22 protein-coding genes and 1 pseudogene are annotated in these 23326 nt (G+C 64.7%); 7 read left to right on the top strand and 16 right to left on the bottom strand.

Going from position 1 to position 23326, the window contains the following annotated elements; translation table 11 throughout:
* Positions 1–44: 44 nt before the first annotated feature.
* The 3 genes from GWC77_RS00105 to GWC77_RS00095 are packed head-to-tail and all read right to left on the bottom strand — an operon-like array spanning position 45 to position 4041.
* Complete coding sequence (locus tag GWC77_RS00105) at positions 45–1424, bottom strand: DUF6513 domain-containing protein (RefSeq protein WP_173254651.1); 1380 nt, start codon at positions 1422–1424, stop codon at positions 45–47.
* The gene (locus GWC77_RS00100; RefSeq protein ID WP_173254649.1) at positions 1403–1999 is read right to left on the bottom strand and encodes a flavoprotein; all 597 of its coding nucleotides are present in this window, start codon (positions 1997–1999) and stop codon (positions 1403–1405) included. The genes GWC77_RS00105 and GWC77_RS00100 overlap by 22 nt, the downstream gene beginning before the upstream one ends.
* Positions 1996–4041 (bottom strand): sigma-54-dependent Fis family transcriptional regulator, encoded by a 2046-nt coding sequence (locus tag GWC77_RS00095; protein WP_173254647.1) that lies wholly within the window; start codon positions 4039–4041, stop codon positions 1996–1998. Before GWC77_RS00095 ends, GWC77_RS00100 begins: the two co-directional genes overlap by 4 nt.
* Positions 4042–4398: 357 nt before the next feature.
* Here GWC77_RS00095 and GWC77_RS00090 point away from each other — a divergent pair, with 357 nt between their 5' ends.
* The gene (locus GWC77_RS00090) at positions 4399–4911 is read left to right on the top strand and encodes a dihydroneopterin aldolase (RefSeq protein ID WP_173254645.1); all 513 of its coding nucleotides are present in this window, start codon (positions 4399–4401) and stop codon (positions 4909–4911) included.
* Positions 4912–4978: 67 nt separating this feature from the next.
* Here the strand turns inward: GWC77_RS00090 and GWC77_RS00085 are convergent, their stop codons facing one another.
* From GWC77_RS00085 to GWC77_RS00045, 9 genes are all read right to left on the bottom strand, one after another.
* The gene (locus tag GWC77_RS00085; RefSeq protein WP_254366673.1) at positions 4979–5392 is read right to left on the bottom strand and encodes a hypothetical protein; all 414 of its coding nucleotides are present in this window, start codon (positions 5390–5392) and stop codon (positions 4979–4981) included.
* 124 nt (positions 5393–5516) lie between these two features.
* Positions 5517–6026: a formaldehyde-activating enzyme gene (fae, locus tag GWC77_RS00080; protein WP_173254643.1), complete on the bottom strand. Its 510-nt coding sequence runs from the start codon at positions 6024–6026 to the stop codon at positions 5517–5519.
* A gap of 182 nt (positions 6027–6208) precedes the next feature.
* Complete coding sequence (locus tag GWC77_RS00075; protein ID WP_173254641.1) at positions 6209–7087, bottom strand: triphosphoribosyl-dephospho-CoA synthase; 879 nt, start codon at positions 7085–7087, stop codon at positions 6209–6211.
* Positions 7080–8141: a RimK family alpha-L-glutamate ligase gene (locus GWC77_RS00070; RefSeq protein WP_254366670.1), complete on the bottom strand. Its 1062-nt coding sequence runs from the start codon at positions 8139–8141 to the stop codon at positions 7080–7082. The genes GWC77_RS00075 and GWC77_RS00070 overlap by 8 nt, the downstream gene beginning before the upstream one ends.
* Positions 8138–9172, bottom strand: a complete 1035-nt coding sequence (mch, locus tag GWC77_RS00065; RefSeq protein ID WP_173254639.1) for a methenyltetrahydromethanopterin cyclohydrolase — start codon at positions 9170–9172, stop codon at positions 8138–8140. Before mch ends, GWC77_RS00070 begins: the two co-directional genes overlap by 4 nt.
* The gene (locus tag GWC77_RS00060) at positions 9147–10355 is read right to left on the bottom strand and encodes an ATP-grasp domain-containing protein (RefSeq protein WP_173254637.1); all 1209 of its coding nucleotides are present in this window, start codon (positions 10353–10355) and stop codon (positions 9147–9149) included. Before GWC77_RS00060 ends, mch begins: the two co-directional genes overlap by 26 nt.
* Before the next feature lie 46 nt (positions 10356–10401).
* Positions 10402–11328 (bottom strand): NAD(P)-dependent methylenetetrahydromethanopterin dehydrogenase, encoded by a 927-nt coding sequence (locus GWC77_RS00055; protein ID WP_173254636.1) that lies wholly within the window; start codon positions 11326–11328, stop codon positions 10402–10404.
* A 66-nt stretch (positions 11329–11394) separates the two neighbouring features.
* The gene (locus GWC77_RS00050) at positions 11395–12423 is read right to left on the bottom strand and encodes a beta-ribofuranosylaminobenzene 5'-phosphate synthase family protein (protein WP_173254635.1); all 1029 of its coding nucleotides are present in this window, start codon (positions 12421–12423) and stop codon (positions 11395–11397) included.
* 236 nt (positions 12424–12659) lie between these two features.
* Positions 12660–13058 carry a 4a-hydroxytetrahydrobiopterin dehydratase gene (locus tag GWC77_RS00045; RefSeq protein WP_173254634.1) on the bottom strand — a complete coding sequence of 133 codons (399 nt, stop codon included), beginning with the start codon at positions 13056–13058 and terminating at the stop codon, positions 12660–12662.
* Positions 13059–13589: 531 nt separating this feature from the next.
* Between GWC77_RS00045 and GWC77_RS00040 the strand changes: the two genes are divergently transcribed.
* The 6 genes from GWC77_RS00040 to GWC77_RS00015 all read left to right on the top strand — a co-directional run bounded on the left by GWC77_RS00040 (position 13590) and on the right by GWC77_RS00015 (position 19112).
* Positions 13590–15446 (top strand): methanol/ethanol family PQQ-dependent dehydrogenase, encoded by a 1857-nt coding sequence (locus GWC77_RS00040; protein WP_173254632.1) that lies wholly within the window; start codon positions 13590–13592, stop codon positions 15444–15446.
* Between the two features lie 191 nt (positions 15447–15637).
* On the top strand, positions 15638–16060 hold the full coding sequence (locus tag GWC77_RS00035) for a cytochrome c (RefSeq protein ID WP_173254630.1): 423 nt from the start codon (positions 15638–15640) through the stop codon (positions 16058–16060).
* A 31-nt stretch (positions 16061–16091) separates the two neighbouring features.
* Positions 16092–17003, top strand: a complete 912-nt coding sequence (locus tag GWC77_RS00030) for a substrate-binding domain-containing protein (protein WP_173254628.1) — start codon at positions 16092–16094, stop codon at positions 17001–17003.
* An 8-nt stretch (positions 17004–17011) separates the two neighbouring features.
* Positions 17012–17764, top strand: a complete 753-nt coding sequence (locus tag GWC77_RS00025) for a hypothetical protein (protein ID WP_254366668.1) — start codon at positions 17012–17014, stop codon at positions 17762–17764.
* A 73-nt stretch (positions 17765–17837) separates the two neighbouring features.
* Complete coding sequence (locus tag GWC77_RS00020) at positions 17838–18803, top strand: LysR family transcriptional regulator (protein ID WP_173254624.1); 966 nt, start codon at positions 17838–17840, stop codon at positions 18801–18803.
* 57 nt (positions 18804–18860) lie between these two features.
* Positions 18861–19112, top strand: coding sequence for a hypothetical protein (locus GWC77_RS00015; RefSeq protein WP_173254614.1), 252 nt, complete (start codon positions 18861–18863; stop codon positions 19110–19112).
* 41 nt (positions 19113–19153) lie between these two features.
* Here the strand turns inward: GWC77_RS00015 and GWC77_RS00010 are convergent, their stop codons facing one another.
* The 4 genes and pseudogenes from GWC77_RS00010 to GWC77_RS29435 all read right to left on the bottom strand — a co-directional run.
* Entirely contained in the window at positions 19154–20581 is a 1428-nt protein-coding gene (locus GWC77_RS00010; protein WP_173254622.1) for an aspartate aminotransferase family protein, read from the bottom strand.
* Between the two features lie 16 nt (positions 20582–20597).
* Positions 20598–21932, bottom strand: a complete 1335-nt coding sequence (locus GWC77_RS00005; protein WP_173254620.1) for a glutamine synthetase family protein — start codon at positions 21930–21932, stop codon at positions 20598–20600.
* Positions 21933–22240: 308 nt separating this feature from the next.
* Positions 22241–22465, bottom strand: a complete 225-nt coding sequence (locus GWC77_RS29440) for a hypothetical protein (RefSeq protein WP_367948976.1) — start codon at positions 22463–22465, stop codon at positions 22241–22243.
* Positions 22466–23038: 573 nt separating this feature from the next.
* A pseudogene (locus GWC77_RS29435) lies at positions 23039–23326 on the bottom strand (IS5/IS1182 family transposase); the annotation flags it as partial.

The raw sequence follows: 23326 nt of genomic DNA, 5'->3' as shown, positions 1-23326 counted from the left end.
GGGAAAGGGTGGCGAATCCCGTGGCGACTGCTTTGGCGGCAACCTCACTTCTTCATCGTCGCCCCAGGCGCACACCACGCACCGAGATCCTCCTCGGCCCGGTCCACGGCGCAGCCCCAATCGAGTGCCTCGTCCTGGTTGAACCGCTTGCCCAACTGCCACGCGATCTCCGCGCGCGCAAGCTGCACGCCCATATAAAACGCATGCCCCGCATCCGTACCGAATTCGAGTTCGGGATACAGCGCGAACGGATCGACACCGCGCCAATGACCGGCACGGTTATAAACATGCAGTCCGTCCTCGGCCACCTGCACCCGGAAGTTCGGATCGCGCACACCACGCGCGAACTCGTCGATTTCGGCCGCGCCATAAGGAAAAGGATGCTTTTCGTGAACGGTCGCGAGCTCACCGCCCAGACCCTTCGGCAATACCTGCGCCTCGCGCGCCGCATGCATGACACGCCGCGCGACATCGGCTTCGCGCACCGCCCGCCGCGCATGCCGGCTGACCGAGGTCGTCAGGATCGCCGATACATGCAGCTCGGCGGCCATGCCGAGCAACACCGCATTGATTCCGCTCGTATCGGCCTCCGTCAACTCGGTCACATTGCCGACGCCCATCATGATCGAGACATCGGGATAACGCTCCCGCAAGCCGACGTAACGCGCGATCGACGTAGCCAAGCCGAACGGAATCGGATCGAGAATCGGATCCGCGAGGAACGCGCGCCCGCGAGCGCGCATGGCATCGATGGCCGCATCGAGCGATGCGGTATCGCCGGGTTCGCGCGCGACGAGAATGGGCGTCGATGCGACTTCATCTGCAACCCATAGCGTATCGACGTTCAAGCTCATCAGATAATCGGCGCCCGCGCGCCCCCCGCGCAAGAGCTCTTCGGTGCGCATGGAATCGACGCTGACGCGAAATCCTTCGCGTTTCAACGCAAGCACCGCCTCTTCCAGGTGAGGAAACGCGGTTTCGGGCAGGCAGCCGACATCGATCACATCGGCGCCTTGCGCCGCATACTCGCGCGCCCGAGCGACGATACCGTCGATGTCGAGCCGCGGTGCATCGACGATTTCCGCAAAGATTTCGGTGTCGTAGCGCGACAGATCGACGGGCCGCGCCTCGCGTCCAAAAAACTGGGGCAAGTCTTTGACTTCTTCGGGGCCGCGCTCGACCGGAATGCCATAGTGTTCCGACAGCGCCTGCAGATCGCCGCGGCAGCGGCCCGGCACGATCACGCGTGCCGCGGGGACAGGCGAGGGCAGTCGCCGCCGGATCATGTCGGCCGTCATGAGCGCGGCGACCTGTAGCCCGAGCTCGCGCACCTCCCAGGTGAAAGGCGTGGGTGCCATGCCGTCCAACACGCGCCGCAAGCTGGGCTCGGCGAGGCGGCCAGTCAGGAAGAGGATGTGGTCCATGCGAGATCGAGCGCGGCGAGCCGGCCGTCGAGTGCCGTTCTCAATTCGTCGGGTGAAGTGACGAGCGTCGTGTACTCGAAGCGCTTCAAGCGCTCGACGTTTTCAAGCTCGATCGCACGCGGTCGCAGCTCGACCCATTCGTCAGGGCTTTGCGTGACGACAGTCGGCTCCGTATCGCACGCATAGACGATGCTCGAAATGCACTGTTTGCCGGCTTGCGCGTACATGTTGGTGGGTAGTGTGTCGGAGATCCCGAATGCGCATTTGGCGACGGTGTTGCTCGTGGCCGGCGCGATGATCACCGTATGGTACATGCCGTGATACAGCATGCCGACGGGCACGCCGCTCGCACTGTTGTCGCGCAGCACGCGAAAGTGTTCGCGCAGGCGTTCGAGCGGCCAGCCGTAGAGCGGCAGTACTTCCTCGGCAGCCCGCGACAGGAACAGATCGGTGCGCGGCAACTGCAGCGCAAGCCCGAGCGACTCTACGAGCATGTGGCCCGAGCCGGTCACGCACCACGCGAATCGGGCATCCTGTTTGAATTGAGTGAGGTGACGGGCGCTCGTTTGGGTCATGCGTCGAGTGGAATCGGGGCGCCGTCGTGCGAGAGGCGAATATGAAGGCGGTGCATCTTGCGATAGAGCGTATTGCGGCTGATGCCGAGCGCCTTCGCCACGTTGCTGACGTTCCAGCGATGCTCGTCGAGCATCGAGAGCACCGTTTCGCGCTCCTTGATCTGAATGGCGTTGAGCGACGAGATATCGGCATCCTCGGCAAGATGGGGCAACCCGGGTGCTTCTGCCGCACGCGATGCCTGCGCCAAGGGCGCGGCCGGCAGTACGCTCGCCGTCTGGCCTTGCAGAACCTCGGCCGGCAGATGCGCGCACTGGATCGCCTGACCGTCCGATAACGCGATGGCCATTTGCAACACGTGACGCAACTGCCGGATATTGCCAGGCCAGCCATAGCCGAGCAGCGCACGCTGTGCCTCGGTCGTGAGCTCCGGCGGGTCGTCGGTTTCGGATTCGAGCAGGTGATGGATCAGCGCCAGTTTGTCGGCCCGTTCGGCCAGCGAAGGCAGGTTGATTTCGATGCCTTTGAGCCGATAGTAGAGGTCTTCGCGGAATTGTCCGCCTTGCACCAGCTCGAGCAAATTGCGGTGGCTCGCGCTGATCAACTGGAATTCGACCTTCACCGTCGTTTCGGCACCGAGCGGCGTCACCTCGTGCTCTTCGATGACACGCAGCAAACGCGCCTGCAACGCGAGCGGCATATCGCCAATTTCATCGAGGAACAGTGTGCCGCCGTTGGCTTGCACGATCTTGCCTCGGCGCCCTTCGCGCTGCGCGCCGGTAAACGCGCCGGCGCGATAGCCGAAAAGCTCGCTCTCGATCAGATTCTCGGGCAACGACGCACAGTTCACCGGCACGAAGGGACCATTGGCGAGCGGGCTGATGCTATGGAGCGCTTGCGCAAAGACTTCCTTGCCGGTACCGGTCTGCCCGCGCACGACGATCGGAATCTTGCGCTGGATCACGCGTGCGGCGAGCTGGATCTGCGAGGCCATGCGCGGGTCGCCGAATTCGAGATGTGAGATCTTGTCCAGCCGGCTCGGCGCCGGGCCCACCTCCCGCACTGGGCGGCGAGCGGCCGGTTCTGCCGAGACAATGCTCGTTGCGCGCGTGAGCGTCGTTTGAGGCGTTTGTGCGACGAGGAAAAAGCGATTCGTGCCGCTTGCGCTGTAGACGGTGATCGGATGAAACGAGCCGCGGATGCTGCGCGCGATCATATCTTCGAGCGACGCGTTGAACGCTTCGTCGATGCGCTTGCCGCGCAACTCGTCGAGCGAGCGGCAGCCCAGCTGAAACGCCGCGCTGCGATTGGCGGCGAGGACCGTACCCTCGTCATCGACGGCAAGCTTTCCCCCATGCAGCGTGCCGACGAATTCCGGCCGGCTATGAAACTGAATCATGTTCACATGACGAAAACGCGCGCTCAGCAGCCGGTTTTCGATCATCTGGCGCGACATGCCGACCAGTACGAGCGAATGCTGCTGCAAGAGTTTCGAGCGGCTCGTCACGTCGAGCACCCCGGCTATTTCACCGCGATCGTCGAAGATCGGGGCGGCCGTGCAAGTGAGCGACGTATAGCGTGTATAGAAGTGTTCGTGCTGGCACACGGCGATACAGTCGCGCTCGGCAATGCAGGTGCCCATCCCGTTGGTGCCGGCCTCGCGCTCGTTCCAAAGCGCGCCGATTCTGAAGCCGTCTGCGGCGACAGCTTCGGCGAATGGGACCGATGACACCTGATGCACGATGACGCCATCGGCATCGACGAGTACGACGGCGAGCTCCGGATCCGCCAGTTGCTGATAGAGCGTCGTCATCTCGAGTTTGGCGCACGCGATCAAATCGCCGACGGCCTCGCGGCGCGCGGCGAGCTCGTAATCGGTCAGCACCGCAGGCGTGACGAAGCGGCCCGGATCCAGCTTGAACTCGTTGACGCAGCGAGCCCACGATTGAGCGACGGGCTCGCTCATCGGCCGGGACGGCAGATGGTGGTTGACGACATTCAGCACTTCACGAACGTGCGAGCTGCTGTCAGCGGGCAATGACATGGGGTTGTCTCCACGGCGCACACCTCGCGCGGCGTTTTCAGCCGCGTTCGCAAGTGCCGCTCTCATTTAACGTTGTCCCCTTTGCGCCGCGGATTCTGATGCCCGGGTGCGCGACGGCTCATGCGCTGGAATAAGTATTCCAGCGTTCGAAAAACTTTACCCTCGATGGCGCGCGCGTTCAACAAGAAGTCGCATTATGTGGGTATCCCCTAGCGTGCTTCTTGCTTTACTGAGCGGATGCGGTTTCGACGCCCCCAACGGCGCGCCGTTGTCGCAAAGCCGGTATAGCTTGTTACGCACGAGCGCTTGCTGTCCCCCATTCGTCTAGTCATTTGCCGTCGCGCGGCGGAGCGCACCATGGATCGAATCGATGCCACCCGTTTGAGTTCCACCGCTTTGCCAGCGGGCCCGGAAGCCGGCATGCCGTCCGAGCGGCAGGCGGCCCCCGCGCTTGATATCGTTTTCATCGAAGACTTCGTCGGCGAGACGGTGATTGGCATCGATACGAGCGAGTTGCATTTGCCGCAAGCCGTCCGCATGAATCTGACGATCGGCGTGCCATCGCTGAAGGCCTGTGTGACCGACCGCATAGAAGACACGATCAATTACGCGGCGGTGCGCGCGGCGCTTCACGACCTACTGGCGACGCACGGCGTGAAGCTGCTCGAGGCCTTGGCCGAGAAGGTGGCGCAGTGCCTGATTCGCGACTTCGGCGCGCATTGGGTTCGTGTGGCGATCGCCAAGCCGGCGAAGTTCGACGACGTTCAAGCCGTGGGCGTGGTCATCGAGCGCCGACGCCCCGCCGCGGGCAACGCCGCCTTCGCCTGGGCATCGCTCGGGGCCGGCTTGGTTCCGAGCCAGCCGAATTGAACGAACTGCCGACCCAGCGCTACCGCCGCTGAGTGGCGTTCCCGCGGCCCGCCCGGTTGCGCGCGCCCTATTTCCTGGCCGTAAGGGCGCCCGTCAGACCGCAGGCCTGATAGGCGTTCGCTTTCAATGTCCGAAAGGACTTCGATTCGTCCTTGGCATGGTCGACGCGAAATTCCGCTCCGCCTTGTCCGCCGAGCGTGGCATAGCGGGCAAACGTCTGCTCGCCCACGAATTCGTCGTAGGGTAGGACGGCCGCCATTTTGTCGATGACGCACGAGCATTTATAGACGTTCGCGAAATCGTGGCCGTTCTCGTCGAGGCAGGTCAGCACATATTCGACGCGACCTTGCGTTGGATAGTCGTAGCCTGTGCGAGCCGCGCCGGCGGCGGCGCGAGCCCCGTCACCGGCAGCCCATGCCTGGCCGGCGAACGCTGACGCGAGGGCGCCGCAGGCAAGCATCATGCGAGCACTGTTGAACATATTGGTCGCCTCTGATTCGATCGTCCCGGGGTGGGGCAAGTCAACGATACGCCCATTCGCGTGCGGCGTCGACGACGCTGCCGCGCGCGGCCGGACGCCTCGCGCGGCAGGGTTGCTCAGCCTGTCAGCTCGGCGAGAACGGGTGATGGACCTTGCCTTTTTGCTCGACGACGGACGCCGCGCTCGGCGTGCCCGCCACGGCGCGCTGGATGGACTCGCGCGTCGCCTTGTAGTTGTAGTCGTGGATCTTCTGATCGTCGTTGGCTTCCCAGTGAATGAAGACCCCGACGCAGATGAAGATGTCGTCCGCTTCGTCTTTCGGAATCGTGCCGTCTTCGACCGAATCGGCCACCGCCATCGCGACCGCATGCTGAGCCGGGCCGAACATCTGAACGGCCTGCTTGGCGCCCTTGATCGTGACCTTGTTGAACAACACCGTGTTCGGCTTCGTCGCGAGGTTCGGCGCGACGACGGCCAAAAGCGAGGTGAAACCGTCCTTGTTGTTCGTCAGTGCGGTGCAAAACGCGGTTTCGGCGGCGGAGCCGCGCGGCCCCATGATCAAGTCGATATGCGCGACCTCATTGCCGTCCCCGACGAGCGATTCCCCTACCAGGACGCGATTAATCTTGGCCATGCTGTTCCTCCGATGGATGGACATCAACTTTCTGATTGGCGCCCTCAGGCGATACGTGCGGCGCGCCGTTCACGCGAGGGCGCATGCTGGGCGCGCGGTGGACTACCGATGCACGGTGGCTGTACCTAACAGGTTTCATGCCAGTAGCTGCGTACGAGTACGGCGCAGGCACGACGAGCGGCTCAGGCGTGCGCGGCGGCGAGGGCGACGAACAGCGTCGCGACCGTCAGGTCCGCGCTCGTACCGGGGTTCAGTCCGCGCGCCTTCAGTTCGGCGTCCCACCGGGCCAGCACGGCTGCGGCCGCGAGCGGCGCGCGATTCGTCACGAGATCGCGCCATCGCGCATGCACCTCGCGCGCCGTGTCCGTGACACTCTGCGCCAGCGCGGCGCCGTGCTTGCGCATAATGTGCGAATCGGGCCAGCCGCCGAGGAACGAAAAAAAGGCTTCCAGCGTGGCGGTTTCGAGTTGTCCTTCACGAACCTGCGGCGCGATTGCCGCGCAGCAGGCAAAGACATCGGCGAAGCCGTTGTCGTACTGGCGCGCGATGCTGTCGCGCGCGGCCGCGAGCGCCATGGCCGCGCGCAGCCCCACGGTGGGCGGCGCATGGACCGATTGCTCGGGTGCGTCGCCGAGCCCGCCAGGATTGGCGAGCGCGATGGCTCGAAACGCGGCGCGTGCATCGTCGATATCGAGTGCCTGAAGCACCCGCTCGGTGGCCGCGTGCCAATCGCGCGCGTCGGGCGGAGCATCGAAGCCGTCGAGTGCGGCGGCCAGCGGCGCGACGAGCAGCACGATACCCAGATTCGTGTTGCAGTCGACGGCCGCGCGTGTGACGCGGACCGCTTCGATCAGGCGGGTGCCCACAGGCGCGCCGGGCGTGAAAAGCGGCGCAGCCGCCGCGCGAGCGCTTAAGACGAACTGCGCGGCCACCATGCCGTGCCCCGCGCTTTGCTCGCTGACGTTGCCTGGTTTGGCGACCTCGACATCGAGCCGGCAGGCCGCCAAAAACGCATCGGGCGCGGCGAGAGGGGCCGTGCGGCGGGGCGCCTGTTCACGCATGGCGTTTGGGCAAGTCGATCACGCGCGAGCCATCGGCGGCCGCTGTGCTTTGTGTCAGGCCGAGCTTGCGTTCGAGCAGATCGTCGGCGAGCGCTCCGGCGATATCGACGGACGTGACCGATTGCAGTCCGCGCCAGGCCGCGACGCCATTGACTTCGAGCACGAGCGGGCGGTTGGCGTCGTCGGGATTCGGCATCAGATCCACGCCGCCGTAGTCGAGCCCCAGTGCGGCGCTTGCGCTTACCGCGGTCCGGACGAGTGCCTCGTCGAGCTCGGCCGGCTCGCAGCGGGCACCTTGCGCGAAGTTGTGAATCCAGCCGTTGCCGCCCACGCGGCGCATCGCCGCCACGGCGCGCGAACCGATCACGAGCACGCGCCAATCGAAACCGGGGCTGCCGCCTTCCACGTACCGCTGAAGATAGGCGACGTGCCGATACGGCGCGAGCCGCGGCAACGTCGCACCCGCGGCCGAGGTGCCGCTCGCCTTGCGCCCGGCCGGCCGTAGGCCGCGCACGGGGCCGAGCCGCTGCAGTCCGTGCCCTTGCGAGCCGAACAACGGCTTGATGACGAGCGCGCGCCCCGCGGCGGTTTCCCGCATCAGCAGACGCTGCGCGAAAGCGGTCGATTCGCTGGCCCATGTCGGCGGTGTCGGCACGCCGTGGCGATGTAGCAAAAAGCTCGTCATCGATTTGTCGACGCTGCGTTCGATCGCGCGAGCATCGTTGTAGACGGGCACGCCCAACTCGCGCAGCGCATGCAGGACGCCGAGCCGCAGCGTCACCTGCTCGAACGTGCCGCCCGCGATCCCGCGCACGAAGACCGCATCGGGCAAACCGTGTCCGAACCCCGGTATCGCGAGGCCGTGCGGCTGCCAGGTCGTATCGATGCGGCAATCGGCGAGATCGACGCAGCGGGCCTCGACGCCGCGCGCGCGGAAGGCTTTCTTGAGACGGCCGGTGTGCCAACCGGTCTCGTCGGTCATGATCGCGATGCGCAGGCCCGTTGCCGCCGGTGTGCCGCGCATTGCGTGCAAAGAGGAATCGGGTGAGCTCATGTTCCATCCGGGAGGCTGTCATCGAGCGCGCCGTTCCACTGGCGATGCAAGAGCGAAGCGTTGACCCCGCCTCCGTGCCAGGTCGCGCCGCTTTCCAGACTGCTGACCCATACTTCCGCCGGTGCGAACAGCGCGGGATCGATCTGATAAAAGTCGTAGTTGAACGACGTGAATATCTCGGCGAACGCTCGCCCGTAATCGCGCGAGTTCGCACTGGGCAACTCGACGGCGAGCTTTTTCGCCACGGCGTCGTGGCGCACCGTCAGATGCACGCGGCCGCCGTAGAGAATGGCGTCGTTGGTGCGTCCCATGGCCTCGATGCCATCGGGCGAGGGGGGCGGCAACGGCGCGCAGCCCGAACCTTCCACGACTTCGTCGAGCGCCACGCCGAGGACATGCGTTTTGTGCAGCGCGACTTCGACGACACGTGCCACGACCTGCACGGTGCCGGCCAACGAGTGCGTCGGCGTGACGACGATCGTCAGCGCATCGGGCGCGAGGCCGCAGTCGCCGAGCACTTTGTCGATGATGATTTGCGGCGGTAGACGATCGACTTCGAGCACGAGCGCGCCGCGCGTGTGCGCGTCGCGGTAGCCGAGCTCGCCGAACAGCGGCTCCTTGCCAGCGAGCGCTCGTGCGGGACCGGAGCCGAGCGAGAAGAATTTCTTGCCGCCCGTCTGCTCTTTCGTGGCCGCGAGACTCCAGCCCGCATACTGGCTGGCCAGGCAGGCCAGTACGGGCGAGGACGTATGGACTTCGATCGACGTGGGCCAAAGCGGGGCCGCTTCGAAGCTGGCCCGCAGGCCGACCGTGCCGAGCCCGCCCATGCAGATGCGCGCGACGAGCAGCCCGGCCTCGATGCCGCCCGGCGCGTGTACGCCCGCGTCGGCGAGTACGGTACCGGCATCGGTCCGCGTCAGGGCGACGCCAAGTTGTCTGGCGTTGTCGAGCAACGCTGCGACATGGCGCTCGCTGAGCGCGTTGACGCTGAGGGGGGCTTCGCGCTCAGGCTTCGGATGCGGTGAGGACATGGTGGAACTCGCGGGAAGGTAGTTCGATTCGGTCGAGAACGCGTGCGCGCGCCTGGTCGAGCGCGTGCATGACAGCCTGGCGCGTCGGCGCGCGGGCGACGACCGTGCAAAGCGGCTGCCCGGCCGCGATCTGCGTACCGGGCATGGGGATATCGCGGCAACCGGGATCGGCGAGACTGGCATCGCTTAATGCTTGCGATGCGACGAGCGCATGGGGGGCGAACAAGACCTGCTGACCCGCGCACTGGCCGGCGGGGCCGGGCGGTGCGGACGGCAATCGCCCATGCAGGCAGGCCGCGAGGTGGCACTCCAGCAAGCCCAGGGGCCAGTAGTGCGCCCAGACGGCTTCGTAGAGCGACATCGTCGCCGACGGTCGTGCATTGATTTCGAGCAGCGAGAACCCATCGTCGTCGAGCAGAAAATCGCAGCTGTTGATGCCGACGAGGCCCGTGTGGCTGCAGATTTCGCCGATGGCCTCGCGCAGCTGGGAGCGCAGACGGGGCGGCAACTCGACTGGCCCGATCGCGCCCGTATGCACGAACGGGAATCCGTCGATAGAGACGTTCCATTCTTCGGCAAATCCGAGCACCGAGGCCTTGCCACGTGCGGCGACGAACAGCGCCGAGCAGGGTTTGCCCCGCGTCCTGCGCTGGAAGTAGCTGGCCGGCGGCGCAACGGCGCCTGCTTCTCCGGCAGGTGCGATATGTGTGCCGCCGCAGCCGTCGGCCCGTTTGACGAGCCAGTCGGCGGCCGGGCCGTCAGGGCGCACGAACGAGACGGCCGGGTGGGGCACGCCAAGCGAGTCGAGCAACGCGAAAAACCGGCGGGGCTCGCGCACGGCGCGGCGCGCCTCGGGACCGTTGCCGATGAGCGCGGGCAGTCCCGCAAGCCCTTCGAGTTCGTCGACGAAAGGTTCGGTCCCGCTGCCCGCAATCCAGCCTGCCACGCGAGGCAGCCGGGCGATGCAGCGCAGCGCATCGACGAGGCGATCGCGATCGATCGAAAGCCCGTCGCCCGCGACATCGAACCATAGCGCGGAGGCCGCGCGTGTATCGCGATCGCCGAAGATGTCGAGCGCGGCTGCGCGCAGCCTCGCGCGATACGCGGACTGGGCGAGCATGCGTGCCGACAGCCCCGCGACCGCAATGAACGGTGCGCTGCGCGAAGGCGGGAGCTGTGTCATGGGCGGCACGGGCGGCGACGGCCTCGATGCGGGCATGGCCTGCCGGTCAACCGAGACCTGCGGCGACGGCGCGCGCCTCGTCGAAGGCTTGCGGAAAGCCCAGATAGACGGGCTTGCTGCTCGTGCGCATCTGAACGAAAAGCCGGTGCTCGACCTGGTATTTGACGTTGCCGATCGCAAGCGCGCCGATGCCGACGGGGCCCGCATCGCCGGACGGCCCGATGGGTTTGCCGTCGTTCATGACGTTGACGCCGGCGATGCCTTCGGGCGGCACGGCGTTGACGTCGGCCGCGACGAGCAGACGCCTCGCATGCGCGAGGTTCGTGGCACTGGCCACCTGGATGCCGGCCGTCGCGGTGGCCATCAGGATCTCGGTATCGGCGAGCGCGGCATGCAAATCGTCTTCGCCGGCGGTGCTGACGGCCGTCGTCGTAATGCCGAAGCGTTGGTTGACCTCATCGCTGACCTGCCTCGCGCGCGCGAGCGAGCCGTGGCTGGCGATGGTCACGTCCGCGCCCAGCGAGGCCGCCATCGCGGCCGCGACGCGGCCGACGGCGCCCGTACCGCCGAGAATCAACACGCGCTTGCCGCCGAGTTCCATACCATGCGCGCGCTTCAGATGGCGCTCGACGAGCGCGACGAGCGCCGCGGCGGTCGTGTACGAGCCGCTCGGGTCGGCGAATACCGAAACCTCGAACGGCGGCACCATGGCCTTGCGCGCGATCTCGAGCATATCCGCCGCGAGCATCACGTCGCGTCCGCCGATGAAAATACCCGTACGCGACACGCCTTTCGGTCCCCGCGAAAAAATGGCGTCCTGCGTGAGGTTGGTGACCATGCTTGCGTCGACCCCGCAATACGGCACGATCACCTGGTAGCCGGCGTCGGCCGCCATGTTGACGTCGAACGGGCTCATCTGCGGCGTGGCCGTGAGCATATGGAGGATGTAAGGCCTTTCAGTGGCTTCTGACATGGCAACAACTCGCAGGTCGTGTGGTTGGGGCGGCAGGGGATGCAGCGGCGCCGAATGCTCGGGGGCTCATGCGGCGTCGACGTGCGCGTCAAGCGCACCCGAAACGCGGATCACCGCGCCGCGATTGCGCGCGGCGCACACCGCGCATTCGATATGGGGCTTGTCGCGAACCGCGGCGCGCGCCGCGAGGAGCGCCGCATCGGCTTCGAGCGCGCTTGGCAACAGGGCAAACCCCGTCGGGCCCCACGAGGTCTGGCCGATGCCGGCGGGCCGCCCGGCCGCCGCCGCGCGCAACGCGGCTTCGACATCGGGGCTGGCGAATACGCCGCCTTGCACCGGCGCGAAGTACTCGCCGATGATCTGCTGCATTTCGGTGATGCCGTGCGCGAAGGCATCGAAATCGCCATCGGCTGCCCCCGGCAGAATCCGCATCAGCACGAGGTGGCAAAGGTGAGCTGCCAACTGCTGCGGAAACGGCGCAAGCGCCGCGAGTCCGCGCCGTTCCGCTTCGCCGGAAAGACCTTCGCGCGAGGTGTCCGTGACGAGCATGACGCGCCACGCATCGGGAAAGTGCTGGCGCGCGACGAGAGGCGGCACGCCAGCGCCACGGCGATCGCGCGGCGCGCCGCCGTCGAGGAGCAGGCCGCCCGAATCGAAACCGAGGATGCCGATGCCGGAGCGCCCTCCCCGGCCGAGCAAGCGGGCGAGCTCGGCGGTGGTGGTCGCGAGCCCGGTGAGCCGCGCGTAGGCCGTGCCGATCGTCAGCGCGAGCTGGGTGCCCGAGCCCAGGCCGCTATGCGCTCGCGGTGTGCGCAGGACGTTGAACGCGACGGGCGCCGGGCCGTATGCCGCATGCAGGCGTTCGAGACACCAGCCGATGCGCGCGCGTTCGCTGTCGGTCATCGTGCCGGCGATGGAATCCGTTTCCGCCAGACGCGCTTCGAGCTCGGTGCCGGCCCCGTCGATCACGAGCCCGAGACTGCCGAACACACGACCGAGCGATCCGCTCGGATCGAGAAAGCCGAGATGAAGCCGGGCCGGGGCGTCGACGGTCACCGTGCTGGGCGCCGACGTGCGGCGAAAATGAAGCGGCATCGCGTGGTCCTCGTGTTGGCGTGGCAGTCCGGTGAAAGCGCCGGCTCGAGCCAGCGCCACATGCGCGAGACGTTGCCAAGCACGAGACGTACCATGCCCGATCGAGCGCGCTGACGCGCGGAGCGGTAGCACTGCCGCTTTAGGCGTGACAGCACGCAATCCGCAGCCCGCTCAGCGGTTTGTGCCGGCCAAGACGCACACTGTCACGGATTGCGCGGCGTGCGCGTCAGGGGCATTCAGCTTTGTGCCGCGTCTTTGTGCGCGTCGTATTTGATGTACCGAAAGCGCTGATCGTCGGATGGTGTGCCTTCGAGCGGCCCGCCTTCTCGGCCGGGTTGCCATTGCACGACCTCCTCGATCTTGCGCGCGAGCGCGAAATCCTTGTCGGTGATGCCCTTCGCGCTGTGCGTCTTCAGCTTGACGATCACGAACGCATAGGAAACCGTGAGATCCGGGTGATGCCATGCGGCCTCGGCCAAGTGACCGATCGTCATGACGACCATCAGCGTGCCTTTCCAACTCTCGGTCTTGTACTTGCGCCGCAGCCAGCCGTCTTCGAGATACCAGTGCTCGAGCGGACCGGCGAGACGCGCGTGGATCTCGTCGTCGGAGTAGACGTGTTCGGGTTGGCTCATGGTCGTTGCCTCCATGCGGAAAAAGACCGTTCGATCCCGACTATAGAAACAGCAGAGAAACACCGCGGAAACACAACGGGAACTCGATCAGCATAAAGCGCGAAAGCGGCCGTCGGCTAAAGGAAAACCCCCATCCCGCCGAAAGGCGAACGACATTGCGCCGACAGCGGCTGCGCTATCGCGGTTTTGACACAGTATGTCTCGCTCCCCGTGCAGCGTGCCGCACGAATCGTTGCGGGTGGATGCCCCTGTATCCCATGCGGGCGGCTCTCGGCACCCATCCGCGCGCGCGTGCCCGCTTGCGGCCGAGGGCCACGCGGTGGGCATCCGGACGACCTCCGGTGCGCCGGCTATGCGTGCTGCGACGCGCATCGGCATGGATTATGCGTTGGAGCGCGATACGCCATGAAGCCCGCCGCCGAAGCGGGACACAAGCGTTGGATCGTTACCCGCATTCGAGAGGGCGCGCCCGATGCGATGAGTAGCGTGGGTCATTCGTGAGTTGAACTGCAAGACAATTCTGGAGGAGACATGAACTTACGCACCACGGTTCTTGGGCTCGCGATTCTCGCATCGGCGGGCTTTACCACACTCGCAGCGAACGCGGATTCAGAGCTTGACTCGGCAATCAAGAACTCCGCGAACTGGGCTTCCCAGTCGGGCGGGTACGACAATCACCGTTACAGCACACTCAATCAAATCAACGCCGGCAACGTCAAGAACCTGCAGGTGGTATGGACGATGTCGACGGGCGTGTTGCGCGGCCATGAGGGCTCGCCGCTCGTGATCGGCGACACGATGTATATCCATACGCCGTTTCCGAACAACGTGACGGCGATCAGCCTCAAGGACCAAACGTTTCTTTGGCAGTATCAGCCGAAGCAGGAAGATCAGGTCGTATCGGTGATGTGTTGCGACACCGTGAATCGCGGCCTGGCTTATGGCGACGGCAAGATCTTCCTCCAGCAGGCCGATACGACGCTCGTCGCGCTCAACGCGAAAACAGGCGATGTCGTCTGGACGGTGAAGAATGGCGATCCCAAGAAGGGCGAAACCAACACCAACGCGCCGCATGTCTTCGGCGACAAGGTGCTGACGGGCATCTCGGGCGGCGAGTTCGGCGTGCGCGGGCGCGTCATCGCGTACGACATCAAGACGGGCAAGCCGGCCTGGACGGCGTACAGCACGGGCCCCGACAACGAGATCCTGCTCGACCCCGACAAAACGATGACCTATACCGACGGCAAAATGATGCCCGTTGGCAAGGACTCTTCGATCAAGACGTGGAAGGGCGATCAATGGAAGATCGGCGGCGGCACCACCTGGGGCTGGTATGCGTGGGATCCCAAGCTGAACCTCGTCTACTACGGGTCGGGCAACCCGGGCACCTGGAACCCGACGCAGCGCCCCGGCGACAACAAGTGGTCGATGACCATCTTTGCGCGTGACCTGAACACCGGCATGGCGAAGTGGGTCTATCAGATGACCCCGCACGACGAGTGGGACTACGACGGCGTCAATGAAATGATCCTGTCGGACCTCATGATCAATGGCAAGAAGACGCCCGCGATCGTCCACTTCGACCGCAACGGTTTCGCCTATACGCTGAACCGGGAAACGGGCCAGTTGCTGGTCGCGCAAAAGTACGACCCGGCCGTCAACTGGGCCGATCGTATCGATATGAAGAGCGGCTTGCCGATTCGTAACGCTGCCTACTCGACGCAGGCTGCGGGTCCCGACCACAACGTGAAAAACATCTGCCCGTCGGCGCTTGGCTCGAAGGACGAACAGCCGGCTTCCTTCGATCCAAAGACGAGCCTCTTCCTCGTACCGACGAACCACGTGTGCATGGACTATGAGCCGTTCGAAGTCGATTACACGGCCGGTCAGCCGTATGTCGGTGCGACGCTGTCGATGTATCCGGGCCCGAACGACCCGGGCGTGGGTGCCGCGAACGCCGGCAAGACGGTCGACAAGGCGATGGGCAACTTCATCGCGTGGGATGCGTCCAAGGGCAAGATCGTCTGGTCCAAGCCCGAGAAGTTCTCGGTGTGGTCCGGCGCATTGGCTACGGCCGGCAACATCGTGTTCTACGGCACGCTCGAAGGCTACCTGAAGGCAGTGGACATCAAGACGGGCAAGGAGCTTTGGAAGTTCAAGACGCCCTCGGGCATCATCGGCAACGTCTTCACCTACGAGTACAACGGCAAGCAGTACGTCGGAGTCTACTCGGGTATCGGCGGATGGGCCGGCATCGGGCTCGCCGCGGGTCTGAAGAAGTCGACGGAAGGTCTCGGTGCCGTGGGCGGTTATCGCGAACTGGCCAAGTACACGGCGCTCGGCGGCACGCTGTTCGTGTTCGCGCTGCCCGGCAGCGAAAAGAGTTGAGTCCTAGTACCGTGTTGTAGCAGTAGGTTGTAGCGGTATACGCCGCGCGTCACCGATCGGCTTCAGGAGCGGGCGACGGGCGCGCGGCGGTTTCAAGCATCGAGAGTGCAGTATCGACATTTTCACTCGCCCGCCACGACGGCACGCCAACGCAGCGTACCGGGGCATCACTATATCGAAGGAGACGTTGTATGAAAGGCCGTTCCATCTTGTTGTTGACGACACTCACCGCCGCCGCCATCGCATTGCCCGTCGTCTATGCTCAGAACCAGCCGGCGCAGGCGCAGCAGGTGACGTATAAGGTCGTGGACGGCAACAAGGTCGACGAGAATACGCTGCAGGGTTGGAAGACATGGCGTGCGCTCGATTGTCAGCGTTGCCACGGGCCGCAGCAGCAGGGGCTCGTCGGGCCCTCTCTCATCGACGGGCTCAAAGTCATCGACAAGGACGAATTCAAGCGGACTGTCTTCGGTGGCCGTCTTGCCAAGGGCATGCCCGATTTCAGCGCGAGCAAAAGAATGCAGGACCATTGGCAGGACCTGTACGCCTATCTGAAAGGGCGCTCGGACGGAAAGATCCAGCCCGGCGATCTGAGTCCCATCGACAGCAAGTAACGCTCGCGCCGTCACTTCCCGGAGACACCGGATGCGTCATAGCAAATCAACGTCCGTGCATATCGTACTTTCGGCCGCCGCGCTGTGCTGCGCGGCGCTCGCGAGCGCCGCCGTGCGTGCGGACGGCCCCGCGCTGCCCAACAACGACGGCGCGGATGGCGTGCTCAGAGTTTGCGCCGATCCTCACAACATGCCGTTATCCAACGACAAGGGCGAGGGCTACGAGAACAAGATCGCCTCGGAGATGGCGCACGATTTCGGCTACAAGGTCGAGTACACCTATTTCCCGCAGCGCATGGGATTCGTGCGGCATACGCTGCGCGAAAAAGTCGCCGATAGCGATCGCTTCAAATGCGATCTCATCATCGGTGTGCCGAAGGGGTACGAGCTGACGTCGACGACGCACCCGTATCTGCATTCCACCTACGCGATGGTGGTGCCGAACAAGCCTGAGTTTGCATCGGTCCAAACCCCGGACGATCTGCTCAAGCTGCCCGCCGACGAGCTGCATAAGCTGCGCTTCGGCATCTTCACGCAAACGCCGGCAGTCGACTGGCTGCTCGCTCACGGCTTGATCGACCAGGCGATGTCCTATCAGGTTCAAAGCGGCGATCCGCAAGCGTACCCGGGCGAGATGATCGAGCACGATCTGGCATCGGGCAACATCGACGTTGCATTCGTCTGGGGCCCGATTGCCGGCTACTTCGCCAAGCAATCGGGTGACAAAGTGAGAATCGTGCCGTTCCCGCCACAAAAGGGCATCCATTTCGACTACGAGATTTCGATGGGTGTCCGCTACGGCGAAAAGGCTTGGCACGACAAGGTCGATCAGTGGATTTCGGCGAATCAAGGCAAGATCGATCGAATTCTGTCGGGCTATAACGTGCCGCTGCTCAAGCCTGTGGAGGCGACGCAATCGTCCAGCGCGGGCGGCTCGCAATGAGGGCGCGTATGCGTGTGGTCATCGCGCTCGCCTCGGCGGGCGGCATGGCGCTCGCGTGCGCCGGTGCCTTCGCGGCGGCAGAAGCGAGTTCGGCCGAGCCTCAGCCGTCAGCCGCGATTACCGCGGCCGAACATTTGATCTTCGAGATCGACCATCTGCATGAGGTGCCGGCCCAGACGGAACTCGACTATGCGATGGTGGCGGTCGGAGAGAAGGCCGAGCCTGCCGATGTCGTGCGCGTGCTCGTCGCGAGCAAGGGCAATGCGAAGGGCGATGCCAAGGTGTCCGATCACGGCGGCGAGCACCCGTTGCCGACGAGCGGGCTGCCCTGCAATCCTGTCGTCATCTATTTCCTCGAACGCGATATCGCGGAGATGGAGGCGTTGACGGGCGGGCAGCGGCGTTATTTCCAAAAGCGTGTGCGCCTTGCGCTGGCCGAGGGACCGAAGATCGTATCGGCGACGGAGCATATCGGCGGCAAGACAGTCGCTGTGCGGCAGATCGTCATCCAGCCTTACTTGCACGATCCCAACGCCGAGCGCTTTGCGCGGTATACCGGGAAACGCTATACGTTCGAGCTGGCCGACGGGCTGCCCGGACAGATCGCGTTGATCCGCACCGAAGTGCCGGGCCCGAACGACGATTTCGCTCACCCTGTGAAAACAGAAACGCTCAGCTTTCAGGCCGCGGTGAGCAAGCTGCCGCGGCCCGGCGCTCCGCCTCCCGCCAAGCCCGGCGACGCTCCCCGCGCAAGCCGCTGATGCGGGTTGGGCGGGCGCGGTGCGAGTTCGCTTGCGCCGCGGCGAGCGTTGCATTTCGACGAAGCAGTCAAACGTGAACTTCATTCGCTCGCTGACGCTGCGTCAGCTGCAAATCTTCATCGTCGCGAGCCGTCACGCGAGCTTCGCTCGCGCCGCCGAGGAACTGCATTTGACGCAGCCAGCGATCTCGATGCAGATTCGGCAGCTCGAAGACGCGATCGGGCTCGCGCTTTTCGAGCGGGTCGCGCGCCGGCTGACACTGACCGAAGCGGGCGAACGTCTGACGCATCATGCGAGCCGTATCCTTGGCGAGATCAAGGATGCCGAAGATGCCATGATGTCGCTGCAACTGGCCGACAGCGGATCGATCGCGGTGGGCATCGTCAGCTCCGCGACCTACTTCGCGCCCAAGCTGCTCGCGCTCTATTCGCGACAGTACCCGAAGGTCGATGTGCATTTCTCGGTCGGCAACCGCGAATCGCTGTTGCGGATGCTGCAGGACAACGCCATCGATCTCGCGCTGATGGGCCGCCCGCCGGCCGAGCTCGATACGACCGTCGAGCCGCTCGCATTCCACCCCCAGGTCATGATCGCGCCCGTCGACCATCCGCTCGTCGCCGCCAGGCGGTTCGATCTGCAGGAGCTGCGTGGCGAGAAGTTCCTGCTGCGAGAGCCCGGTTCCGGCACGCGCATGGCGGCCGAGGAGATGTTTCGGCAGCACCTTTTTTCGCCGGCCAAGATCATCACGCTCGGCAGCAACGAAACGATCAAACAGGCCGTGATCGCGGGCATGGGGGTGAGCCTCATTTCGCTTCATACGCTGCAGCTGGAGCTGCGCTCGGGCGAACTCGCCTTGCTCGATGTGAACGGCACGCCCATCGAGCGGACGTGGCAGATCGTGCATATGCGCACGAAGCAGCTTTCGCCGACTTGCGTGCTCTTCAGGCGTTTCCTGCTGGAGCACGCGGCACCGTATCTCGAACGCGAATACGGCGCGTTCGTCGAGCGCCCACCGGTGCACGAAACCGAAAAGCGGTAGCGGGCCGGCTTCCGTCTGTGCTACGGCGCTGCGCTAGACTGTCGGCATATTTCAGTCATGGACCTGCGCGCTTCGTCATGGACAAGCCGGTATTACCGCTCACGTACGAACAGATCGTGGACTGGCTGGCCCGCCGAAGCGGCGCTCGAATTGGCCTGCACGCACTTCATCGAGAGCGACCCGGTGCAGGCGATATTCATCGCGCAGCATGCGCCGCTCCTTCGCTTGATCTGGTGGGACGCGGCGCGGCGCGCGGCGAAACTCGTCGCCATACACGCGTGGCGGGGCGCAGACGCGCTGACGCCCTGAGCGGCTTCGCCCCGGGTGGCTCGTGCCGCCCCGCGGTGCGCTCAGGCGAGGCCGAGCTCCCGCGCGGTGGCGTCGATTGCGTGCCGGGCCTTCGAGACGAGCTCGTCGATCTCGCTGCGCGAGATGACGAGCGGAGGCGAGAGCAGCATGCGGTCGCCGGAGGCCCGCATGATGAGGTTGCTGCCGAAGCTCAGATCCCGGCACAGCGCGCCCGTTTCGCCGCCCTGCGCGAAGCGCCGGCGTGCGGCGGGATTCTCGGCCAGTTGCAATCCTGCGACGAGGCCGGCGCCGGCAATCTCACCGACGATCGGATGTCCGGCGAACGCTTCGCGCAGGCACGCCTGGAAATAGGGCCCCGTATCGGTTTTGACGCGCGTGACGATTTCTTCGTCGCGTAAAAGCTCGAGGTTGGCGAGCGCCACAGCGGCAGCCACGGGATGGCCGGAATAGGTGAGCCCGTGATTGAACTCGCCGTTCTCGATGATCGGTTGGGCGATGCGCTCGGTCAACGCCACCGCGCCCATCGGGACATAACCGCTCGTGAGCCCTTTGGCGAGTGTCATCAGGTCGGGCTCGAAGCCGAAGTACTGATGCGCGAACCACTCGCCGGTGCGACCGAACCCGCCGATGACCTCGTCGGCCACGAGCAGCACGTCGTATTTTCGGCAGATCCGCTGGATTTCGGGCCAGTAGCTCGACGGTGGGAAAATGACGCCGCCCGCGCCCTGGAACGGCTCGCCGATGAAGGCCGCGACGTTTTCGGCGCCAAGCTCGAGGATCTTCGCTTCGAGCTGCCGCGCACGCGCGAGGCCGAACGCCTCGGGTGGGGTATCGGCTTGTGCTTCGCCGAAGTAGTAGGGCTGATCGATATGGACGATGTGCTCGACTTTCGACGGCATCTGCTCATGCATGTAATCCATCCCGCCGAGCGTCGCGCCGGCAAGCGTCGAGCCGTGGTAGCTGTTCGCGCGCGAGATCACGTATTTCTTGCTCGGACGGCCTAGGGTCGCCCAATAGCGGTAGACCGTGCGCAGGACCGTATCGTTGCCTTCGGAACCGCTATTGCAATAGAAGAAGTGCGTGAAGGGCGGCGGCGTCAATTCGGCGAGCAGGGCCGAAAGTTCGATGACGGGGGGATGCGTCGTCTTGAAGAAGGTGTTGTAGTACGGCAGCTCGCGCATCTGCCGATACGCGGCCTCGGCCAACTCGCGCCGCCCGTAGCCGACGTTCACACACCAGAGGCCCGCCATGCCGTCGATGATGCGGTTGCCGTCCGAATCCCACAGATGAACGCCCTGCGCCTTCACGATGACTCGGCTGCCCAGGCGGTTGAGCGTGCCCATGTCCGAGAACGGATGAAGGTGATGCGCGGCATCGAGCTCGCGGTATTCGGCGGTACTGCGTGCCGGCGGGTGAGCCTTTTTCGCTTGCAGGTCGATGTCCGCGGATGGTTCTGATTCGAAGTTCATAACGCCTCCGTTGCGCTTAGACATGCAGCAGCAGATGTTTGCGCTCCCAGGAACTGATGACCCTGAAAAACGCGTCGTATTCGGTTTCCTTCAGTGCGAGGTAGGCTTGCACGAACGGCTCCCCGAGAATTTCCGCAAGCGGCTCGCAGGCACCCATCAGCGTCAGCCCGTCTTCCAGATTGCGCGGCAGTTGATAAGGCATCCGATAGCCGTCGCTCGAGAGCGACTCGCTCGGCGTGAGGTTTTGCGTCATGCCGAGATAGCCCGCGGCCAATGTCGCCGCGATGGCGAGATAGGGGTTGCAATCGACGCCCGGGATGCGGTTTTCGATGCGGCGCGCGGCGGGTCGGGAGTGCGGGATGCGAAAGCCGACCGTGCGGTTGTCGTAGCCCCAATGCACATTGATCGGCGCGGCCATGAAGCGCGAAAGACGCCGGTACGAATTGATGTACGGCGCGAAGATCGGCATCAGCGCCGGCGTGTATTTCTGCAGACCGGCCAGATAGCTGTAGAAGAACGGGGCCGGCTCGCCTTCGCGGGTCGTGAACAGATTGTCTCCGCTCGCTTCGTCGACGATGCTTTGGTGCACATGCATGGCCGAGCCCGGCTCGCCTTCCATCGGTTTCGCCATGAACGTCGCGTACATCTGGTGTCGCAAGGCCGTCTCGCGCACCGTTCGCTTGAACAGAAAGACGCGATCCGCGAGATTCAGCGGATCGCCGTGCAAAAAATTGATTTCCATCTGCGCCGCGCCGACTTCATGAATCAGCGTATCGATCTCGAGCTCCTGGACGTCGCAATACTCGTAGATGTCTTCGAACAGCGGATCGAACTCGTTGACGGCATCGATCGAGTAGGCCTGCCGGCCCGTCTCCGCGCGGCCCGTGCGGCCGATGGGCGGGCGAAGCGGCAAGTCCGGGTCCTTGTTCATGTCGACGAGATAGAACTCGAGCTCCGGTGCGACGACGGGCTTCCAGCCTTTTGCCGCATAGCGCTCGAGCACGCGGCGCAGCACGCGCCGCGGCGAGATTTCGACGGGCGTGCCGTCGAAGTGCACGCAGTCGTGAATGACCTGGGCCGTTGGATCGACCGCCCAGGGGATGATGCGGATCGTCGACGGGTCGGGGACGCAGACCATGTCCGGGTCAGTGACGCCGGTGAGGGCGCTGCCGTCGGGATAGTCGCCCGTCACCGTCTGGATCATGACGGCCTGCGGCAGCCGCATCGCTTCGCCGGACTCGAACTTGCTTCGCGGGATGATCTTGCCGCGCGCGACGCCCGCCATGTCCGGGATGATCGCTTCGATTTCGGTGATGTGATGCTTTTTCAGGAATTCGTCGATGTCATGCATGATCGTTCTCTGGTTATGTTGCGGGCAATCCCCGCCCGCCGAAAAAGCGCGGCTCGCCCGGTATCGCGATGAACGGCGACCATAGCGGCCCGGTACGCTGTTGACGCAGCAATCGATAAAAAGCGGACTGTCGTCAGCGCGCGGCGCCGCGCGTCATCAAGAGCCAGGCGTTTCTCGCCGCGTCGCGGGCGCGCGCGTGCCCGACACGGTCCGCATATGACTCGATCGTGCGCGGGGCGAGCGACGCCATGCCGTGCGCGCGAAAAACACGCCGGCAGATGACATGGATGAACGGAAGGTGAGGGACGCTACGGCAGCAGCGAAGCGACTTCGTCGGTGTGCACGGCGATGGATGCGCGTGCGGCGGTAGCGTTGTGACGTCGAACGGAACGGCTGGACAAGACCGTGAAGACGGACAGGAAGCGGCGAAACGCAAGCTTGCCGCAGCGGCCGTCGGCAGGGGCGCAATCAGCGCGAAGACACCTCGCGGGCTGATGACGTTCCCACCTGACCAAAGGGCCTCGGACTCTCACGATGATACCCGACTTGGCAACATTGAAGAGGGTGATGCCTTCGCTTCGCCGAGGATCGGAACACCCGACGAAACGGGGCAACGGCCTGGCCGAACCGGCGCAGCAGCGGCGAGACGGCATACGGCCTGTGTCTGAAGCATATACGAGTCGCGGCGCTTTCGCACGCGCGTGGCCCGCGCCGGCCGGCCGAATGAGGGGCACAGCTCGCTGTGGCGCCGACACGACAAACGTCTGACATTTTTGAGATGGAGCGTGTTTTGTTTTGATATATTGGCGAGGTGTTACAAATTGTAATATGTATAACTAAATGAATAACAAGATAGACCGGCTTGTACACCACAAGCTCCGAGGGGTGCCAGCGGCAGGGATCGAATGGGTCCATGCGGCGGGCGAGGCCAACCATGATGCGCGATTCATCGTCGGGCTATCGCCGTGCGCGACGGTATCCGGCGATGCTCGCCGCTTCCTTCCATCGAGTGCGCGCCAATCGCGACAGTCCGCAATGGGCGTTGGTGCATGGAGGCGGAGCAGTGTGCAATGCGCCCCTTTCCCCACAGGTGATGCGGCATGAACCTTACAGCGCACGGAGTTCGGGCGTGCGGCGGCCAGCATGCGGTTGAGCACCGCCACACCGATCGATGTTTCGGTCTGCTGCGCATCGGGATGACGCGTGCGCAGACGCGGGCCGATCAGTGCCTTGTATCGCCCCATCGTCGTTTCCACCAGCGCCCGCTGGCCGTAACCGGTTGCCTTTTGCCAGGCCAGTCGTCCCTGTGCGGCGATCGCCTCCAGATGGCGATCGCGCTGCGTTGGCGGGCCGGTTTCGCAACTGCGTACCGCGCCCGATCGCGGCGGCACCAC

This window comes from Paraburkholderia sp. NMBU_R16 (assembly GCF_013282575.1).
In the GTDB taxonomy this organism is placed as follows: Bacteria; Pseudomonadota; Gammaproteobacteria; order Burkholderiales; family Burkholderiaceae; genus Trinickia.
Note: the sequence above shows the minus strand (reverse complement) of the source record. Positions and strands in the feature narration are given on the sequence as shown.

What these genes read in the sequence shown, in the direction of transcription:
- GWC77_RS00075 (WP_173254641.1), bottom strand. Translation starts at nt 7,087, where the DNA reads ATGCGTGAACAGGCGCCCCGCCGCACGGCCCCTCTCGCCGCGCCCGAT.
- GWC77_RS00040 (WP_173254632.1), top strand. Translation starts at nt 13,590, where the DNA reads ATGAACTTACGCACCACGGTTCTTGGGCTCGCGATTCTCGCATCGGCG.
- GWC77_RS00015 (WP_173254614.1), top strand. Translation starts at nt 18,861, where the DNA reads ATGGACCTGCGCGCTTCGTCATGGACAAGCCGGTATTACCGCTCACGT.
- GWC77_RS00035 (WP_173254630.1), top strand. Translation starts at nt 15,638, where the DNA reads ATGAAAGGCCGTTCCATCTTGTTGTTGACGACACTCACCGCCGCCGCC.
- GWC77_RS00090 (WP_173254645.1), top strand. Translation starts at nt 4,399, where the DNA reads ATGGATCGAATCGATGCCACCCGTTTGAGTTCCACCGCTTTGCCAGCG.
- GWC77_RS00050 (WP_173254635.1), bottom strand. Translation starts at nt 12,423, where the DNA reads ATGCCGCTTCATTTTCGCCGCACGTCGGCGCCCAGCACGGTGACCGTC.
- GWC77_RS00060 (WP_173254637.1), bottom strand. Translation starts at nt 10,355, where the DNA reads ATGACACAGCTCCCGCCTTCGCGCAGCGCACCGTTCATTGCGGTCGCG.
- mch (WP_173254639.1), bottom strand. Translation starts at nt 9,172, where the DNA reads ATGTCCTCACCGCATCCGAAGCCTGAGCGCGAAGCCCCCCTCAGCGTC.
- GWC77_RS00010 (WP_173254622.1), bottom strand. Translation starts at nt 20,581, where the DNA reads ATGAACTTCGAATCAGAACCATCCGCGGACATCGACCTGCAAGCGAAA.
- GWC77_RS00030 (WP_173254628.1), top strand. Translation starts at nt 16,092, where the DNA reads ATGCGTCATAGCAAATCAACGTCCGTGCATATCGTACTTTCGGCCGCC.
- GWC77_RS00045 (WP_173254634.1), bottom strand. Translation starts at nt 13,058, where the DNA reads ATGAGCCAACCCGAACACGTCTACTCCGACGACGAGATCCACGCGCGT.
- fae (WP_173254643.1), bottom strand. Translation starts at nt 6,026, where the DNA reads ATGGCCAAGATTAATCGCGTCCTGGTAGGGGAATCGCTCGTCGGGGAC.
- GWC77_RS00005 (WP_173254620.1), bottom strand. Translation starts at nt 21,932, where the DNA reads ATGCATGACATCGACGAATTCCTGAAAAAGCATCACATCACCGAAATC.
- GWC77_RS00025 (WP_254366668.1), top strand. Translation starts at nt 17,012, where the DNA reads ATGCGTGTGGTCATCGCGCTCGCCTCGGCGGGCGGCATGGCGCTCGCG.
- GWC77_RS00095 (WP_173254647.1), bottom strand. Translation starts at nt 4,041, where the DNA reads ATGTCATTGCCCGCTGACAGCAGCTCGCACGTTCGTGAAGTGCTGAAT.
- GWC77_RS00070 (WP_254366670.1), bottom strand. Translation starts at nt 8,141, where the DNA reads ATGAGCTCACCCGATTCCTCTTTGCACGCAATGCGCGGCACACCGGCG.
- GWC77_RS00105 (WP_173254651.1), bottom strand. Translation starts at nt 1,424, where the DNA reads ATGGACCACATCCTCTTCCTGACTGGCCGCCTCGCCGAGCCCAGCTTG.
- GWC77_RS00085 (WP_254366673.1), bottom strand. Translation starts at nt 5,392, where the DNA reads ATGTTCAACAGTGCTCGCATGATGCTTGCCTGCGGCGCCCTCGCGTCA.
- GWC77_RS00100 (WP_173254649.1), bottom strand. Translation starts at nt 1,999, where the DNA reads ATGACCCAAACGAGCGCCCGTCACCTCACTCAATTCAAACAGGATGCC.
- GWC77_RS00055 (WP_173254636.1), bottom strand. Translation starts at nt 11,328, where the DNA reads ATGTCAGAAGCCACTGAAAGGCCTTACATCCTCCATATGCTCACGGCC.